This is a genomic window from Leifsonia sp. AK011, from assembly GCF_013410945.1.
In the GTDB taxonomy this organism is placed as follows: Bacteria; Actinomycetota; Actinomycetes; order Actinomycetales; family Microbacteriaceae; genus Rhodoglobus.
Map to the genome: position 1 here is coordinate 108139 of NZ_JACCCH010000001.1, position 17473 is coordinate 125611.

At 67.8% G+C, this 17473-nt stretch carries 12 protein-coding genes; 5 read left to right on the forward strand and 7 right to left on the reverse strand.

Translation table 11 applies throughout. From position 1 onward, the window contains the following. Positions 1-34: 34 nt before the first annotated feature. Positions 35-2272, reverse strand: a complete 2238-nt coding sequence (locus tag HDC94_RS00555; protein ID WP_179493902.1) for an LLM class flavin-dependent oxidoreductase — start codon at positions 2270-2272, stop codon at positions 35-37. 64 nt (positions 2273-2336) lie between these two features. On the opposite strand from HDC94_RS00555, the gene HDC94_RS00560 reads away from it, so the two are divergent. Then, a complete protein-coding gene (locus HDC94_RS00560) occupies positions 2337-2681 on the forward strand; it encodes a helix-turn-helix domain-containing protein (RefSeq protein ID WP_308495584.1) in 345 nt (114 codons plus the stop codon). A gap of 100 nt (positions 2682-2781) precedes the next feature. Here HDC94_RS00560 and cydC read toward each other — a convergent pair whose 3' ends face one another. From cydC to HDC94_RS00575, 3 genes are read right to left on the reverse strand one after another with little or no spacing between them, the layout of a single operon-like run. Continuing rightward, complete coding sequence (gene cydC, locus HDC94_RS00565; protein WP_179493904.1) at positions 2782-6072, reverse strand: thiol reductant ABC exporter subunit CydC; 3291 nt, start codon at positions 6070-6072, stop codon at positions 2782-2784. Positions 6073-6080: 8 nt separating this feature from the next. Next, a complete protein-coding gene (gene cydB, locus HDC94_RS00570) occupies positions 6081-7112 on the reverse strand; it encodes a cytochrome d ubiquinol oxidase subunit II (protein WP_179493906.1) in 1032 nt (343 codons plus the stop codon). Positions 7113-7123: 11 nt separating this feature from the next. Next, the gene (locus tag HDC94_RS00575) at positions 7124-8710 is read right to left on the reverse strand and encodes a cytochrome ubiquinol oxidase subunit I (RefSeq protein WP_179493908.1); all 1587 of its coding nucleotides are present in this window, start codon (positions 8708-8710) and stop codon (positions 7124-7126) included. A 191-nt stretch (positions 8711-8901) separates the two neighbouring features. Between HDC94_RS00575 and HDC94_RS00580 the strand changes: the two genes are divergently transcribed. The 4 genes from HDC94_RS00580 to HDC94_RS00595 all read left to right on the forward strand — a co-directional run bounded on the left by HDC94_RS00580 (position 8902) and on the right by HDC94_RS00595 (position 12925). Then, a complete protein-coding gene (locus tag HDC94_RS00580; protein ID WP_179493910.1) occupies positions 8902-9264 on the forward strand; it encodes a BlaI/MecI/CopY family transcriptional regulator in 363 nt (120 codons plus the stop codon). Positions 9265-9409: 145 nt separating this feature from the next. Beyond that, positions 9410-10342 carry a M56 family metallopeptidase gene (locus HDC94_RS00585; protein ID WP_179493912.1) on the forward strand — a complete coding sequence of 311 codons (933 nt, stop codon included), beginning with the start codon at positions 9410-9412 and terminating at the stop codon, positions 10340-10342. Between the two features lie 120 nt (positions 10343-10462). Continuing rightward, complete coding sequence (gene aspS / locus HDC94_RS00590) at positions 10463-11791, forward strand: aspartate--tRNA(Asn) ligase (RefSeq protein WP_179493914.1); 1329 nt, start codon at positions 10463-10465, stop codon at positions 11789-11791. Positions 11792-11833: 42 nt separating this feature from the next. Next, positions 11834-12925, forward strand: a complete 1092-nt coding sequence (locus tag HDC94_RS00595) for a hypothetical protein (RefSeq protein ID WP_179493916.1) — start codon at positions 11834-11836, stop codon at positions 12923-12925. 13 nt (positions 12926-12938) lie between these two features. On the opposite strand, the gene HDC94_RS00600 is transcribed toward HDC94_RS00595, so the two are convergent. The 3 genes from HDC94_RS00600 to HDC94_RS00610 are packed head-to-tail and all read right to left on the reverse strand — an operon-like array spanning position 12939 to position 17445. After that, on the reverse strand, positions 12939-15044 hold the full coding sequence (locus HDC94_RS00600; RefSeq protein WP_179493918.1) for an acyltransferase family protein: 2106 nt from the start codon (positions 15042-15044) through the stop codon (positions 12939-12941). Then, a complete protein-coding gene (locus tag HDC94_RS00605) occupies positions 15041-16213 on the reverse strand; it encodes a hypothetical protein (protein WP_179493920.1) in 1173 nt (390 codons plus the stop codon). The genes HDC94_RS00600 and HDC94_RS00605 overlap by 4 nt, the downstream gene beginning before the upstream one ends. Further along, positions 16210-17445 carry an acyltransferase gene (locus tag HDC94_RS00610; RefSeq protein WP_308495585.1) on the reverse strand — a complete coding sequence of 412 codons (1236 nt, stop codon included), beginning with the start codon at positions 17443-17445 and terminating at the stop codon, positions 16210-16212. The genes HDC94_RS00605 and HDC94_RS00610 overlap by 4 nt, the downstream gene beginning before the upstream one ends. Positions 17446-17473 lie beyond the last annotated feature (28 nt).

The following is a 17473-nucleotide window of genomic DNA, read 5'->3' on the forward strand; positions in this document are numbered from 1 at the left end:
CCGGCGTTATCGAAACCTCACCACCGTGGCCGCCCTAGTTCGTGGCCGAACCCGCGGCAGCACCCAGCGCGAAGTTGTCGCGGAACAGCCCCGTCGGGTCGTACGTCGACTTGAGCTCCCGCAGCCGCGACAGGGTCGCCGACGGGAAGGCGTCCTCCAGCCGTTCCGGCCGCAGGTCGGTCTCGAAGCTCAAGTAGAGCCCATCGAGGTGCGGGTACACGATCGAGTCCCATGCCGGGTCGAGACTCCTGTGGCTGCTGCCCAGGGTCGTGATGGCGAAGTTGGTGTCGCGATGGGCGAAGGCCGTGGCATCCGGGTCGACGTCGTTGACGGCACCGCCCACGGAGCGGATCTGGAAGAAGTACGACGCTCCCCCGCGGATGAACTCGGCGAGCGCCCCCGACAGCTCTGGGGTGAGGTGCTTCGCGAACCCCGAGCGCGCGACGGGCTCACCCTGCCCGTGCTGGTCGCCCGGCACAGTGTTGGCCATGACCGCCGCGTAGGGCTTCACGACGACCTCCTGCTGGAGCAGGGGGCCGATCTGCGCGAACGGCTGGAGGCGCTCGATGATGGTGTCCGGGTCGTCGCTGTCGACGACACCCATGAGCTGGGCGACGACCTGCGAGCCGCTGGAGCGTCCGATGAGGAGGAAGGTCGTGACATCCCGCGGCGCCGCCTCCTGCGCGGCACCCCACCGTTCCAGGAAGCCCTCGAGGTCTGAGGCGTCGTAGGCGAGCTGCACCCATCCGACGTCACCCACCTCGTCGGCCTGGAAGTCGAAGGATGTCACGACCCCGAAGTTCGCCCCGGCTCCGCGCAGCGCCCAGAACAGGTCGGCGTTCTCGGTGGCGGATGCCCGGACCTGCGTTCCATCGGCGAGCACGACGTCGGCACCGCGAAGGTGGTCGATGGTGAGGCCGTGCTCGCGGCCGAGGTATCCGATGCCTCCCGCGGTCGCGAGACCGCCGACGCCCACGCCGCCGTAGTCACCTGACGAGAGCGCCCAGCCGTGCTGGGACAGGCGGGCCGCGACATCCCCCCACCGCGCACCAGCACCGATGCGCACGAGACGTGAGGCCTCGTCGAGTACCTCGATGGTGTCGAACTTGCGCAGGTCGATCACGACGCCGCCGTCGTTGGTCGAACGGCCGCTCACCCCGTGGCCACCACTGCGGATGCCGAGCGGCACGTCACGGTGCTCACGCGCGAAGGCGAGCGCATCGGCGACCTCGGCAGGCGTTCCCGGGCGCAGGATGATGCCGGGTGAGCCACCGCGCATGTAGCCGTTGCGGATGCGCGAGTAGCGCGAATCCCCCGGCTCGACGGCGTCGGAGGCAAGCGAGGCCGGCACACCGTCGTAGTCGATGCCGTCGCGACGCTTCGCCAGGGCGATCGTGTTGCGCACCGGACCCCGCGCGGTGCCCTTGCTCTCACGCTCGACCGCAACCTGCTCGCGCACCTCCGGAATGAGGTCGGCGAAGGCCTGCATGGCGCGGGGGTCGTCGGCGGCAAGGATGAACGAGCCGACGCCATTCTCGAGCGCAAGGTCCACCATCTGGCTCACACCCAGGTCGCCGCCGACGTTGAGCAGCCTGCGGATCTCGCGGGGGTCTCGTTCCGCGTCCGTTGCAGCGCTGTCGATGGTCGTATTGCCCCTCTCGAGGTCGCCGGGCTGGAGGTAGGCCAGGGACGGCAGCCACCCGTCCGCCTTCGTGCCCGTGAGCCGCAGCATCCTGGGTTTATACGCCCCCAGCCAGATCGGGATGTCATGGGCAGGAGCCGGCCCGCGCTTGGCACCGTTCACGGAGTGGAACTCGCCCCCCGCGCGCAGAGTGCCCCGGTTGCCGGCGTCCCAGACGCCACGGATCACGTCGATGGCCTGGTCGAGCGCCGTGACGGCCTCACCCGCCGTCAGTCGACCGCCACCCATCGCGTCGATCGCATCCCAGAACGCGCCGGAGCCGAGGCCGAGCGAGACACGGCCGCCCGAGAGCAGGTCGAGGCTCGCCGCCGAGCGTGCGAGCACGGCGGGCTGGCGGAGGGGCAGGTTGAGCACGTTTCCTGAGACCGTGATGCGCTCGGTGCTTGCCGCGACCCAGGAGAGAAGGGTCCAGGTGTCGAGGAAAGCGGGCTGGTAGGGGTGGTCCTGGAAGGTCGCGAGGTCGTACCCGAGCTGCTCGGCGAGCTGCGCGAGAGCAACGGGCTGCTGCGGAGCGGCAGCGGTGGGCGTGACGAAGACGCCGAACTGGAGGGAGTGACCGTAATCAGGCATGAGACCAGCTTGCTCCTGTTGGTTCGCCTCACCAAGTTGCCCGTAAGTGGCTTACAATAAGTAAGTGACCGAAACGATGACACACATCTACGACGACGAATGCCGCCGGTTCCAGGAGTCCGTCGAAGAGGTGGGCAAGCGCTGGAGCTCCGGCATCCTCATGGCGCTCAACCTTGGAGCTACCCGCTTCAGCGAGATCCTCGCCCGGGTCGAGGGGCTCTCCGACCGGATGCTCGCCCAGCGCCTGAAGGAGCTCGAGGCCTCAGGGCTCATCGCCCGCGAGGTCATCCCCACCGTGCCCGTGCAGGTGCGCTACGCGCTGACGGAACGCGGCACCGACCTCATGCGTGCGATGCAACCGCTCGTCGACTGGGGGCTGCGGTGGAACGGTGTGCAGGCTGTGCGGTAGGACTCGCGTGCGGATGCCGATCTTCTCCGGAGGGTTCAGCGCCAGATCACAGTAGTGACAAGCAGGCCCGGCGCGTCGAGACCAACCCTCCGGAGAAAAGCTACTGGGCGGTGAACTGGAGCGTCGCGGATGCGGCGGACGTGGTGCTTGCCGAACCCAACCGCACCAGCAGGTCGCCATCGCGTCGCTCGGAGCCGTGATGGGTCACGAGCACCACGATGCGGCCGCGAAGGGCGAAGCGCAGGTCGTTCATGAGCGACTCGGCGGCCGCGGCATCCAGGTGAGCAGTTGGCTCGTCGAGAAGCACGACGTCAGCATCCGAGAGCAGCGTTCGGGCGACGGCCAGACGCTGACGCTCGCCACCCGAGAGCCGCTCGCCGGCCGACCCCACGCGAGTGTCGAGGCCGTCCGTGCGCGACGACAGCAGCGGCCCGAGACCGACCTTGATGAGAGCGAGCTCCAGCTCGAGATCGGTGGGTCGATCATCGCGTCCGCGCGCGAGAAGCAGGTTGCCGCGGATGGTCGAGTCGAACAGGTGCGCCTCCTGCGGGCACCAGGCGATGCGGTGCCGCAGCTCCGTCTCATCGAGGGCGCGAGCATCCATGCCGTTGATGAGCACCCGGCCGGATGTCGCGGGCAGATAGCCGAGCAGTGTCGTGAGCAGTGTCGACTTGCCAGACCCCGACGGGCCCTCGACCACAATCCAGTCACCCCGGTGCGCCTCGACTGAGACGTGACCGAATGCGGGAGCACCGGCACCGGGCCAGGTCGCCTCGAGCGAATCGAGTTCCAACGAGTCGATGCGGTCGACGGTGATCGTTCCCGGCGAAGCGGGCACAGGTGTCGCGACCTCGCGCACGCGACGCAGCGCGGCAGCGAGGGCCGGCCACTGCTGCACCGAGTCCACAAGCCCGAGGAGCGGTTCGATGAGCCCGAGCGGGATGAGCACAAGCACCGCGACGATAGCCGGAGGGAGAATTCCCGCGGCCACCGCGTCGACCGTCGCGGGAAGCATGAGAACTGCGGCCGCAACACCGGCGAGGATCACGACCGCATGACCGAGCCCGAGCGCCCAGGCCGTCGACCGTGCGAGACGGCCGGCACGGGCATCCAGCGTCGCAAGCCTCTGCACGACGCGCGGGCCGACACCGTTGGCCGACAGGTCCCCGGATGCCGCGACCATCGCCGTGAACTCGCGCAACACCGTCGACCGAACCGCACCCGTCCCGACCGCGGCGCGACGATCTGCGAGCAGCGCGACCAGCGGCCCCAGCACGACGCTCGCGCCAGCACCCGCTGCAAGCACGGGCACCGCGGCCGGGTGGAGCATGGCGACGGCGATCAGTGCGGCACCGGCCGTCACGACGGCAACCGCAGGCGGCAGGATCACCCGGGGCACGAGGTCGCGAACGCGATCGGCCGCACCCACCAGGTAGTCGAGTGCCGTCCCTCCACTGGCGAGCGCGCGCGAGGAGAGGCCGCGCGCTGCGAGGCCGGACCACAGTCGAGCACGGAGCTCGGTCTCCGCCTCGAGCACACTGTCGTGTGTGGCGAGTCGCTCGGCGTAGCGGAGGCCCGCGCGGGCGATACCGAAGAACCGCACCCCCACGATCGCGACGAGCAGGTACATGATGGGCGGCTGCTCGCTCGCACGCACGATGAGCCACCCGCTGACGGCGGTGAGCGAGAGCGCCGCGAGCGCAGCAGCCGAGCCCAGAAGCACGGCACCGAGCGTGCGCCACGGGGCGGCCCCGACGAACGCGAGCAACTCGGCGACGGCTCCCTTCGAGGCGACGGTGGCGGCACCGTCCCGGGCCGCGAGTGGTGCCGAGGGAGCCGCAGCCTCGTCGGCGTCCCGCAGCCCACCCTGGGTCGCGAGCAGCACCCGATGATCGGCGAGTTCCCCGACCGATGCCTCGTGCGAGGCGAGCACAATCGTGACCTGCCCGCGAAGACCCTCGATGGCCCGCTCGACAAGGTCGGCACTCGCGGGGTCGAGGTGTGCGGTGGGCTCATCCAGAAGCAGCACGGTCGCCCCTGCCGCCACGCGCACCAGGCCGCGGGCAACCCCGATGCGCCGGAGCTCGCCCGGGCTCACTCTGGTCGGGTCATCCGCCGCGATGGCCGTGAGGCCCAGCGCCTCAAGTGCGTCGTCGGTGGCGGCATCCGTGTCCGCGTAGAGCCGCACCTCATGCCACACGGTCGCCGCAATGGTGCGCGGATGCTGCGGCACCCACGCGACACGATCTGCAACGACCCCGCGCACCGAGCCGCTCTGCACGGGCACCAGCCCCGCGAGCACGCCGAGCACGGTGGACTTTCCCGCGCCGCTCGCGCCCTCGATGGCGGTGATCGACCCGTGCGGCGCCGTGAAGCTGAGCCCGTCGACGATCGGAGCGTTCCGGTCGTCCCGCACGACCACAAGATCGCGGACCGTGAGCGAATCCCCCGCCTCCCGCGCGTCGGGTGCCACCGGCGCATCGATGACGTCGCGAGCCTTGCGCATCGCCGCGAGCCCGTCCTGCGACGAATGGAAGGCAGCACCCAGTTCGCGGAACGGCGTGAAGCACTCGGGCGCGAGCACGAGGGCGAGCAGTCCCACCTCCAGCGGCAGATCGCCCGCGACGAGTCGCACGCCCACGAAGACGGCAACAACAGCGACCGAGATCGTCGCGATCAGTTCGAGCACGAGCGACGACAGGAAAGCCGTGCGCAACGTGCCCATGACCGCGATGCGGTTGCGCTGAGACACCTCGCGCAGGGCGGCCGACTGCTCCTCCACGCGTCCCAGCCCGACGAGCACGGGGAGGCCGCGGGCGAGCTCGGCGAGTTGGTCGCTCAGGCGCTGCAGGGTGGCGGATGCCGCATCCGCCCGCTCCTTCGAGTGCTGCCCGACCAGCACCATGAACACCGGCACGAGTGGCACGGTGAGCACGATGATGATCGCGCTGACCGGGTCGGCCAGCAGAATGCGGGCTCCGATGAGGAGCGGTACGACGGCCGCGGTGATCGTCGCGGGGAGCGCCGTGCGGTAGTACTTGTCGAGTTCGTCGAGCCCCACGGTGCCCACGATCGAACTGGAGCCGACCGAGGCATCCGTTCCGGCGAGCACGCGTTCGGCGAGCTCGCCACGCAGCTGCTCCTTGGCGCCGATTGCCGCGCGGGTCGCGTAGCTCGCGCTCGCCCACGTGATCGCGGCACGAACGAGTCCGCTCGCAAGCCCCAACACCACCGCACCGCGCCAGGCGTCTGTTCCGCCGATCACCGAGACGATCCCGGAGGCGACGGCCTCGGCGATGCCGACGAGGGCCGCAGCCTTGACGGCGGCGAGCAGCCCCAGAACGAGCGCGTGGCGGGGGTTGATACCTGCGAGCGGACCCTTGCGTGTCATTCGAGCTTTCAGCGCTCCCCGACCGCGGCGACGACCGGGTGTGCCGCGGGGATGCTGTGCTCGCCGATGCGCTTGCGGAAGACCCAGTACGTCCAGGCCTGGTAGGCGAGCACCACCGGGAGTCCGATGAGGGCGACGATCGACATGACCCCGAGGGTGTACGAACCACTCGACGCGTTCTCGACGGTCAGGTTGAATGCCGGGTCGATCGTCGACGGCAGCACGACCGGGTAGACCGCAGCGAAGATGGATGCCGCGCCCGCGACGACGAACGCAGCGATACCGATGAACGCCCACCCCTCGCGCCCGGCCCTCGCGGCGAGCCACCCGCCGACGATCGCGACAACCGCCACCACCACGACCGCCCAGCTGGCGAGGTTGCCGCTCTGGAACTGCACGACGAGCACCCACGCCACGATCGGCAGGAGCGCGACGGGCGACCAGCGGACGATGAACCGGCGAGCGCGGTCCCGCACTTCTCCCTCGGTCTTGAGCGCGAGGAACGCCGCGCCGTGCACGAGGCAGAAGCCGATGACGGCGAGACCGCCGAGCACCGCGTAGGGCGTGAGCCAGGCGAAGGCACCGCCGACGCGGTCACCGTTCTCGTTGATCGGGAGACCCGTGGTCGTGAGGGCCAGGGCCGCACCGATACCGAACGCGGCGCCGAACGAACCGAGGCCGAGCGCGCGGTCCCACCCGCGGCGCCACTTCTCGCTCGGCCGCTTGCCGCGGTACTCGATGGCCACCGCGCGGAAGATGAGCGAGGCGAGCACCAGCACGAGCGGGATGTACAGCGACGAGAAGAGCGACGCGTACCAGAGCGGGAATGCCGCGAAGGTGGCCGCTCCCGCCGTGATCAGCCAGACCTCGTTGCCGTCCCAGACCGGGCCGATGGTGTTGAGCATGAGCCGACGCTGCTTGTCACTGCGCGTCGAGGTGAGCAGGTGCATCCCGACCCCCAGATCGAATCCCTCGAGAACGAGGTAACCGATCCAGAGCACGGCGATGGCGATGAACCAGACGGTGGGGAGAAAGTCCATGACGGTGCTCCTTAGTAGGCGAACGCGAGGACGTCGTCGCGCTTGTCGTCGTTGTCGGGATTGTCGGGATCGTCAGCGCCGTGCTTGGCTTCGTCGATCGGCATCACGCCAGCGACGCCGGCGCGCACGTACTTGACGAGGAGGGTCAGCTCGACCACAAGCAGCGCCCCGTAGATGAGGCCCAGGCTCACGAGCGAGAAGATGACCTCCTCGCCGCTCACCCCGGGCGATACTGCCGCCGCGGTGAACATGAACACCCCGTCCACACCACCGGGCGTGGGGTTGGGCGCCACCACGAACGGCTGGCGGCCCATCTCGGTGAAGACCCAGCCGGCGATATTCGCGGCGAAGGGTGCCGCGATGCTGGCGACGGCGACCCACATGATGGGCTTCGACTTCGGCACGGTGCCCTTGCGGGTCATCCAGAGCGCGAGAACCGCAGCTCCGGCCGCGAGGATGCCGAACCCGATCATGAGGCGGAAGCCCCAATAGGTCACCTCCATGAGCGGGAGGTACTGAATCTCCTGGCCCGCGCGCTCGCCGTAGATGGGGTTGTCGGGCAGGTTGGTGCCGTACAGCTCCTGGTACTGCGGGATGAGCGTGTTCACCCCCTGGATCTCGGTGGTGAAGTCACCGTGCGCGAGGAACGAGAGGATGCCGGGAATCTCGATGATGCCGACGACATCGTTGCAGTCCTGGCCACCGAGCGGGCCGATCGAGAGCACCGAGAAGCTCGTGCCGTCGTGGCACGCGGCCTCGGCCGCAGCCATCTTGAGGGGCTGCTGCTCGAACATGAGCTTGGCCTGCAGGTCCCCCGTGATGGCCACCCCGCCGAATCCGACGATCGCGACGATCGCGCCGATCCGCAGGCTCCAGAGCCACACCTTGTGGTCGGCCTTGTCGCGGCCGGGGATGCTGGGGTTCTCGCCCACGATCACTCGACCACGATCATCCGTCGTGTCGATGTTGTCCCGCCGACGCTGCCAGAGGTGGTACCACGCGATGCCGATGAGCAGTGCGCCACCGACCGCGAGTGCTCCGCAGAGCGTATGGCTGTAGGCCGCGAGCGCGGTGTTGTTGGTGAGCACCGCCCAGATGCCAGTCATGACCGGGCGGCCATCAACCAGCTCGACACCGACGGGATGCTGCATCCACGAGTTCGCGACGATGATGAAGAACGCCGACACGATCGAACCGAACACGGCGAGGCCGAGGGTCGCGAGGTGCAGCTTCTTGGGGAGGCGGTCCCAGCCGAAGATCCACAGGCCGAGGAACGTCGACTCGACGAAGAAGGCGAGCAGGCCCTCCATGGCGAGCGGTGCACCGAAGACGTCACCCACAAAGCGCGAGTACTCGCTCCAGGCCATGCCGAACTGGAACTCCTGCACGAGTCCGGTGACAACTCCCATGATGAAGTTGATGAGGTACAACTTGCCCCAGAACTTGGTCATGCGGAGCCACTTCTCATCCCCTGTGCGCACCCACTGGAGCTGCATGAAGAAGACGAGCGGGCCGAGGCCCAAGGTCAGTGGAACCATGACGAAGTGGTAGACGGTCGTGATGCCGAACTGCCAGCGGGCGATCTCTAGCGGATCCACGGGTGGCCCCTCCTGGGACTGGCGCTCTCGCGCGGTCGTTCTGATCGTCGGGTGACGATCTGCGCCAAGTGTTTCGAGATCGTGGGGCGTGGACTGAGGTCTTAGGTCCCACCACTCTTTTTCTACTTCGCGTAGAACTCATTTCTACACCCGTGTAGAACTTATTTCTACTCGGGGGTAGAATTCTGCACATGGCAACTCTGGGAGAGCTCGAGCGGCAGGTCATGGACCTCCTCTGGGCCAGTGACGACACCCTCTCGGCCTACGACATCCAGGCGACACTCGCCGCTGCCACCGAGGGCGGCAAGACGCTTGCGGCAACCACCGTGCTGACCGTGCTCTCGCGCCTCGAGGCCAAGGGCTTCGTCCAGCGCGAGCGTTCGACACGTCCCCACCGCTACCGCGCTGCTGCGAGCCGCGAGGACCACATGGCCGACCTCATGCACGAGGTACTGGGCGGCGCGTCCAACCGCACGGCTGTTCTCGAGCGTTTCGTCGGCCAGGTCGGCCCCGAGGATGCCGAGGCCCTCCGCCGCCTGCTCGCCGGCCGGTAGGCGCGGCGCGCTCGCCCCCGCGGCTGTTCTTTCCTCTTTTCCGGAGCTTGTGACTTTCGGTCACACTGGTTAAGCCGCAACTGGGCGTGTCACGCGAAACCTCCGGAGAAGAGTGAACAACCAAGGCGAGAGGAAGAGGTGACGGATGACCCCCGCCCTCGTCGCACCCGCACTTCTGGCCGCTCTCGCGCTGGCCCTCGCATGGCCGGTACCCCTCCTGCTCGCGGGAGCGCGCTGGACGCGTCGCAGCCCGGCTACTGCACTCGTGCTGTGGCAGTCGATCGCGATCGCCGGTGGACTCTCCATGATCGGCGCCCTGCTGACCTTCGGTCTTTTGCCGTTCGGAGATAACCTCGTCGGTGGCGCGTCAGCCCTCCCGGGGGCGCTCCTCGGTGAAGCACCCCTCCGCCCTTTCGAGTTCTGGAACGTGCTCGCCCTCGCGGGCGCCGCCCTCCTCACCGGGCACCTCCTCCTCAACCTGCTCGTCACCGTCGTCCGAGCCGAGCGCCAGCGCCGACGCCACGCCGAACTGCTCATGCTGCTCAGCCAACCCCACCATTCCGGCACGCGACTCATCGACACTCCAGCGCCGGTCGCCTACTGCCTTCCTGGCGCGATCTCCTCCGTCACCGTAGTGTCTGCGGGACTCATCGAGCTCCTCGACGAACAGCAGATGCTCGCGGTCATCGAGCATGAGCGCGCCCACGTCAAGCAACGACACGACGTTGTTCTCGTGTTCTTCCGCGCATGGCGCGCGTCCCTGCCTTGGTTTCCCATCGCCTACCGCGCGCAGGAGGAGGTCGGCCTGCTCATCGAGCTCCTCGCCGATGATGAAGCGCGCCGTGTGGTCGACGACGAGGTGCTCGCCGACGCCATTGTGAGTGTCGGGGCCGGGTCATCCGTCACCGCCCTCGAGGACGAGGCGAGCTCGGCGGATGCCCTGACCACCCGTCTCGCAAGGCTTACCGAGCCCCCGCTTCGCCGCCCCGCGGAAACCGCGGTACTCGCTCTCGCTGCGGCGCTCGTGGTTGTGCCCCCAGCCCTGCTCTTTCTGGCCCCGCTCGTTGCGTCCTCCTGACCCGATCCCATGTGCAGGAGTTTCGACCCCCTGCATCCCCTTCAAGCCGATCTCGTGCACCAGGACCCCGTGACTCCTGCATTTGGGATCGAGCGCTCCGGCGAGAACTACACTCGTACGGTGACCGAACGCACCCTCATCAAGAACCTGGCCGCCGCGACTGACGGGCCCGTGTCCGTCTCGGGCTGGGTGGATACGGTGCGCGACCAGAAGAAGGTGCAGTTCGTCGTGCTGCGCGACGAGTCCGGTGCGGTTCAGCTCGTGCATCCCCGGGTCTTCGCCGAGGATGGCACGCCAGCACCCGACGCGCTCGCCGACACCATCTCGGGCCTCGCCGAGGGCACCTTCCTCACGGCCACCGGCGAGCTCAAGCACGACGAGCGCGTGAAGCTCGGCGGTGTGGAGATCAAGCTCGAGGGAATCGACATCGCGGCAGCCGCCATCCCGGAGACCCCCATTGCGGAGGACACGGGCGTCGACAAGCGCATGGACTGGCGCTTCCTCGACCTGCGCCAGCCGAAGAACAACCTGATCTTCCGCATCCAGACCACTCTCGAACACGCCTGGCGCACCTACTGGGTCGAGCACGACTTCATCGAGCTGCACACCCCCAAGCTCATGGCGAGCGCGAGCGAGTCCAAGGCGGAGCTGTTCGAGGTCGACTACTTCGAGGGCAAGGCGTATCTCGCCCAGAGCCCCCAGTTCTTCAAGCAGATGGCACAGCCTGCCGGCTTCGGCAAGATCTTCGAGATCGGCCCGGCCTTCCGCGCCGACCCGAGTTTCACGAGCCGTCACGCCACCGAGTTCACGAGCGTCGACGCGGAGATCAGCTGGATCGACTCCCACGAGGACGTCATGCGGCTCCACGAGGAGCTGCTCATCGCGGGCTTCCAGGCTGTCAAGGACAAGCACGGTGACGAGATCAAGGCGCTCTTCGACCTCGACATCACGGTGCCGACGGCTCCCTTCCCCCGCATCCCACTCGCCGAGGCGAAGCAGATCGTGGCCGAGCGCGGCTACGTCGTGCCCCGCGCGGACGACGACATGGACCCGGAGGGCGAGCGCCAGATCGCGGCCTATGCCGCCGAGAAGTACGGCAGCGAGTTCGTGTTCCTCACCGACTACGCGTCGAGCATCCGGCCGTTTTACCACATGCGGCACGAGGATGACGCGAGCCTCACGAACAGCTACGACCTCATCTTCAACGGCGTGGAGATCTCCACCGGGGCCCAGCGCGAGCACCGCGTCGACGTGCTCATCGAGCAGGCCAAGGACAAGGGTCTCGACCCTGAGGAGCTCGAGTTCTACCTCGACTTCTTCCGCTACGGTGTTCCGCCGCACGGCGGCTTCGGCATGGGACTCTCGCGCGTCGTGATGCTCATGCTGCACCTGCCGAACATCCGTGAGGCGACCTACCTCTTCCGCGGACCGACGCGCCTCACGCCGTAGCGCGCGCTGCCTGCGTCCTGTTTCGTTAGTAGGGTCGCGGACATGAAGCTTCTTCTCGCAACGGTCGGCAGCGTGATACTCCTCGCAGGTTGCGCGTCCACGATTCCCCCCGAAACCCCTGCACCTCCGACGCCCGTGAGCGCACGTGACGCCGCCATCGACCTGGAGTGCGCCGACATGGTGCCTGTCGACGATCTCCGTGCGTTGTGGGGAGAGGAGATCTTCCCAGCCGCGTACAGCGAGGCGGGTGCGGCGGGTTCGTGGGAGATGCAGGCCACCGCCCTTGTGCAGGACGGAACTCTGGCGTGTGCCTGGGCGACCCCGGACTCGAGCCGCCCGAAACTCCTGGTGCTCGCGATGGATGACGCGGCAGAGGGTTTCGAGGAGTCGGAGCCGAGCTTCCTCAGCGGGGACATCTTCGCCTACACGGCCACCGGGCTGGGCGAGCGCAGTTCGGCGTTCTGTCGCGATGACTCTGCGGACGCCGGCATCCAATGCCACTGGAATGTTCTGGCCGACTCCACATGGTTGTCCTTCTTCTTCCAAGCGCTGCCCCAGAACGAGGTGACCTCGGACGGCCAAGTCGTGGTCGATGGCGAGGCTGGCGCGATCGTGACCGCGGCCACTGAGGCCGTGGCATCGGCTCCGCGCATCACAGTCGAGCGCGCGACATCCACCCTCCCCCGGTGCGAGGCGGTCATCACGCCCGCCACTGTGGGTGACGTGCTCGGAGTCGACGCCTCCGAGGTTCGTGTCGAGTCAGGTCGCCCCGTCGGCGAATCTCTCGGCAAGTCGACCCCACTCTTCGGCCAGGTGATGTGGGCCTACTCGTACGCTCGCCTCGGCTACTCCGAGTGCGCTTTCGGGTCGACCGACGTAAGCGGCGCCGTGATAGTCGCGCCCGGGGCATCCTGGATCCTCGACGATCCCGATGCCGTCCAGCCTGCGCTCGTCGAGGTAGCCGATTTAGGAGCGGGGATCAACGATTGCACCGAGGGACAGGGCCGAGTGCTCTGCACGGTCGCAGTAGCCGTGGACTCCGACCTGGTGCTCGTGCAGGTGGCCCCGACTTCGGCTGAGGAAGGCTCCGAGCAAGCTCTTGGGTTGGTTCGCGCCGTGCTTGCGACCGGGTGACGCGCCTCCGCTCTCACGGCAACCCCGCGGCCTCGAGCAGGTCCGGCCCGAGGTACGGCATGAGCGTGCGCGAGTAGGTCTGCGAGATGTGGTTGGTGTCCGCGTACACGACCACGTCGCCGATGAGTGCGTAGCAGGTCGAGTCGTCGCAGAAGGCGTCCGTGAGGTCGATCACGCTGATCTCCCCGCTCATGGCCGCGCGCGCGACATCCTGCGGCTCGGGCGGTAGCGCCACGTCGCGCGGAACGCTGCAGGGTGCCGTCTCCCCCACGCGCGCCGACAGGCACTCCGGCACGTTCTCGCCCGTCGACTTCGGGAAGTTCTTGATGGAGATCACCCGCTTGCCGGAGTCGAGGGCCTCCTGCCAGGTCTGCTCGACCTCCTCGGGTGTGAGGTGGTACTTCTCCGATCGGGACTCCTGCACGTAGATCGTGGCGCGATTGAGGTAGACGACGGTGCTGATGTCATCGCGCCCCGCGATCTCGTCGCGCACCCGCTGCGACCACTCACGACAGGCCAGCTCGGTCTCGTCCTCCTGGGTCGTGGCACCCTCGCCGGGGAATCCGACGTTGAGGCCCGAGCATCCATTGCGCAGGTAGGTCACGATCGTGACGCCGTGTTGGGCGAAGTACTCGTTGAATGCGGCGACCATGGATGCCGCGTGCGAATCCCCGACGAGGGCCCAGGTCTCCCCGCCCGCGGGTGCGCCGAACTCGCAACTGCGCCAGTCCTCGTCCAGCTCCGTGAGGCACCAGTCGCGGTACCCCAGGTCGTTGGATGCGCGCGCGAGGTCGACCTCGGAGGTGAGGACGAACCGATCGGGGCAGTCACCCGAGCCGAGCATCGCGTTGGCGCCGAAGCATCCCGCGGTGTCGGTGACCTGGGCCTCCTGTTGGGCGTACTCGGCGGCGGCACGCTGGGCCGGGATGACACTTCCCCCGACCCACACGCCGGCGAAGACCGCGATGCCGGCCGCCGCGAAGGCGAACGCGAAGAGGGGGCGTGACAGCACTCGGGATCGACGACCCCTGTCTTCGATGAGGTACTTCGTGAGGGCGGCGAGCACGACCGTCGCCGCGATGATGGCGAGACCCTCCCACAGTGTGGGTCGCCGCCCCGCCACGATCACGAGCGAGAGCAGCAGGGGCCAGTGCCACAGGTACACCGAGTAGGAGATATCACCGAGGAACTGGGTGGGGCGCACTCCGGTGAGCCACCCGATTCCCCACCCCCTCGGCTCGCCACCGACGATCACGAGTAGGGCCCCGACGACAGGCAGTGCGGCAAGGGCGCCGGGGAACGGCGACTCCTCGCCCAGCAGCAGCGCGGAGACGACGATGACCAGCACTCCCGCGACGGTCAGGAGGGACGTCGCACGAAGCGCGGGCACCTCGCGCAGGCGGTCGATCGCGCCGGGCCAGCGCGCGAAGGCGGCCGCGGCGAGACCGCCCGCCGCGAACTCCCACGCGCGGGTGGTCGTCGCGAAGAAGGCGAACGGCGGATTGAACCACGTGAGGTAGATCGAGTACGCGAGCGATAGCGCGACGACGACGAGCGCGCTCCAGCCCGCGACGGCCGCGGCGGAGGGTCGCTTGCGGAGTACGCGCGCGGCCACGAAACCCGCAACGACCAGCATGATGGGCCAGGCGATGTAGAACTGCTCCTCGACGGAGAGGGTCCAGTAGTGCTGCACGATCGTCGGAGCGTTGTCCGCCGCGAGATAGTCCACGGCGTCGAAGCCGAGCACCCAGTTGAGGACGTAGCCGGATGCGGCGAGCACCTGTTTGAGCGTCTCCGCCCGCACCACCTCCGGCAGCACGGTGTACACGAGTATCACGGAGGCCGCGAGCACCGTGAAGGCGGCCGGGAGGAGGCGACGGATGCGACGCGCCCAGAAGCCCGCGAGCGAGATGCGACCCGTGGCATCGTGTTCCCGCATCAGATGTGCGGTGATGAGGAAGCCCGAGATCACGAAGAAGACATCCACACCGATGAAGCCGCCCGGGAGGCGCTGCGGCCACACGTGGTAGATGACGACGAGCGCGACCGCGAGGGCACGCAGCGCCTGCACCTCGATGAGGATCCGGCGCGAGCCCTCGGAGGTCGGGGGCGTCGTCACGCCGGTGGGTGGGTCAGGAACCGCTGGGTGACCTCGAGGATCACGATGTTCGAGCCGGACTCCTTCGCCAGCGCGACCACGTCCGGCTGGGTTGACGTGTCGGCCGCGTCGAAGTTGTGACGCACGAAGGTCGCGTTCTCGAACGACTGCTGCACCCACACCGACATGAGGGTCGTGAAGGAGTCGCCGATCATGAGAACCGAGGAGTCGGACTGTGCGCCCGGCGTGCTCGTCGTCGCGGGAGTCTTGCTCGAGTCGAGCATCGAGTCACCGGGCACGACCTCGGGCTCCTCGTCGACAAGGGTGCGCTCGACCTCGAGCAGCGGGGTGTCGAATCGCGGCACGGTCCAGTCCGGCGACTCGCTCGCGAATCCGTAGCTCTCGAACTCGTTGAACACCGTGTTCTCGACGCTCGACGGCTCGAAGGCGGAGAGGGTCCCCACCGAGGAATCGTTCGCGTTGAGGCAGGCTGCGATGGCGTTCCAGCCGACCATCGAGCCGTAGTCGCTCCAGTGGCTGTTCAGCCGACTGTAGGTCTGGTACTCCGCCGACGCCTCGCGGAGCGGCTGCCGTACATCGATGATGGGCAGGTCGGCACCGACGCCGAGCAGTTGGTCGAGGGGGCCGGGCCCGCGGACGTCCTGCATCCAGGTAGGCAGCTCGTCGGTGTAGATCTCCCACTTCGCGGGTGCGACGACCAGGTAGAACTCGATGCCCTCGGCGGCCAGTGCCTCCTGCGTCTCCGTGAGGTACTTGGTCCAGCGCCCCAGCTCGGTGTTGCTGAGCAGGCGACGCCCGACGGCCTGGGACATGTTCTCGGACTGGATGTCGCTCCAGAACACCCAGCCGTCCTGCCCCTCGATCACCGGTGCACCGACCTCCGCTTCGTGCGCGTTCCACACTGCAGCGGATGCCGCGGCCTCGCCACCACTCCAGGGGCGCGCGTCCGTCACCTCGGTGGCGGGGTGGCACTCATCGGGGAGGAGGTAGTCGCTCACGTCCGGGTCGGGTGACGCGATGGGCGCGGGACCGGCGTTGACACGACCCACGATGAAACCGCCGACACCCGCGATGAGCGAGAGGATCACGAGGATGACGAGCGGCACGTAGCGCACGTGACGCCAGCGGGAGAGGTTGCTCTGGCCGGGGGGCAGTTCGCGGAGGCTCACGAGGATGCCACCTTCGGCTGCACATCGGACGCGGGGGCGGTCACGGGCTCAGGCGCGGGCGGACCACTCGGGAAGTTGAGGCGAGTGCGCAGTCGACGCCACGGCTCCCACCACGGGTCGGTCACGGCGATGAGCTTGGAGAGCCACTTCGGCGTCCAGTTCTTGAGGCTCATGGCGGGCTTCTCGATCAGGTGCCAGCTGAGGAACGCGTAGATGTGGCATCCCACGACGATGACGACGTGGTACACCAGCCAGCCGTAGTCCTGGAGGTGGAAGTATGCCGCGAACTGCATGAGCGGCCACGCGATGATGTAGATGCCGTAGGAGAAGTCGCCGAAGCGTTCCCACCGGTTGAGGAACTTCACGCGGATCGCGAACCACATCAGGAAGTAGAGGAAGAAGTACTGCCCGAAGACGAGCCATCCGCCGAATGCGTAGGTGGCGAGGGCGACGAGGATCGCCACGATCGCGAACCGGTCGTCGAGCGGGATCTTCTCCCCCCACAACGCGAACAGGATCCCGAACGCGAACGGGGCCAGGAGCAGGAGCATCCTGAAGTCGGAGAAGGCCGGGCCGAACTCGGTCATGGGGATACGCAGCCACTGCACGGTCGCCAGGACGATGATGAGGAAGGCCACCGCGGTACCGAGCACGCGGTTGGTGAGGGCGCCGATGATGCCCAGCACGCCGACGAGGATGTAGGCACCGAACTCGAACGCGAGGGTCCAGGCCGACCCGTTCCATTCGAACCCACCGTGCAACGTGTAGAAGGGGATCGTTGTGCCCATCTCCGCGATGCTCGGCTGGCGCATGAGGAGGGTCATGTTGTTGTAGAAGTACGTGAGCGGCGAGTCGACCGGCGCGGTGAAGAAGCCGTCGATCGAGCCGGTCTCCTTCATCCACGCGATCGGCGCAAGGATGAAGGCGGTCACGAGGAGCGTCGCCCAGAATGCCGGGTAGATGCGCGTGATACGACGCCAGAAGAAGCGGGGTGTGCTCGACCGCCCCATCTTGCTCTTCGTGATGAGGAAGCCGGAGAGGAAGAAGAAGCCGGCGACGGCGACGCCACCGAGGGACTGCTCATTGCTGAACTGGGTGCCCAGGTCCTTGCCTCCGTAGAAGCCACCCAGCGGGCCGGCGTGGGAGAAGATGACCATGAAGGCCATGAGCCACCGGACGAAGCCGATGCTGTTGGCGCGTGGATTGAACGCGCTGGCCACTGTTGACTTCACCACGACATCCTAACCGCCCGGATTCGAG

What these genes read in the sequence shown, in the direction of transcription:
- HDC94_RS00555 (WP_179493902.1), bottom strand. Translation starts at nt 2,272, where the DNA reads ATGCCTGATTACGGTCACTCCCTCCAGTTCGGCGTCTTCGTCACGCCC.
- HDC94_RS00595 (WP_179493916.1), top strand. Translation starts at nt 11,834, where the DNA reads ATGAAGCTTCTTCTCGCAACGGTCGGCAGCGTGATACTCCTCGCAGGT.
- cydC (WP_179493904.1), bottom strand. Translation starts at nt 6,072, where the DNA reads ATGACACGCAAGGGTCCGCTCGCAGGTATCAACCCCCGCCACGCGCTC.
- HDC94_RS00585 (WP_179493912.1), top strand. Translation starts at nt 9,410, where the DNA reads ATGACCCCCGCCCTCGTCGCACCCGCACTTCTGGCCGCTCTCGCGCTG.
- HDC94_RS00580 (WP_179493910.1), top strand. Translation starts at nt 8,902, where the DNA reads ATGGCAACTCTGGGAGAGCTCGAGCGGCAGGTCATGGACCTCCTCTGG.
- cydB (WP_179493906.1), bottom strand. Translation starts at nt 7,112, where the DNA reads ATGGACTTTCTCCCCACCGTCTGGTTCATCGCCATCGCCGTGCTCTGG.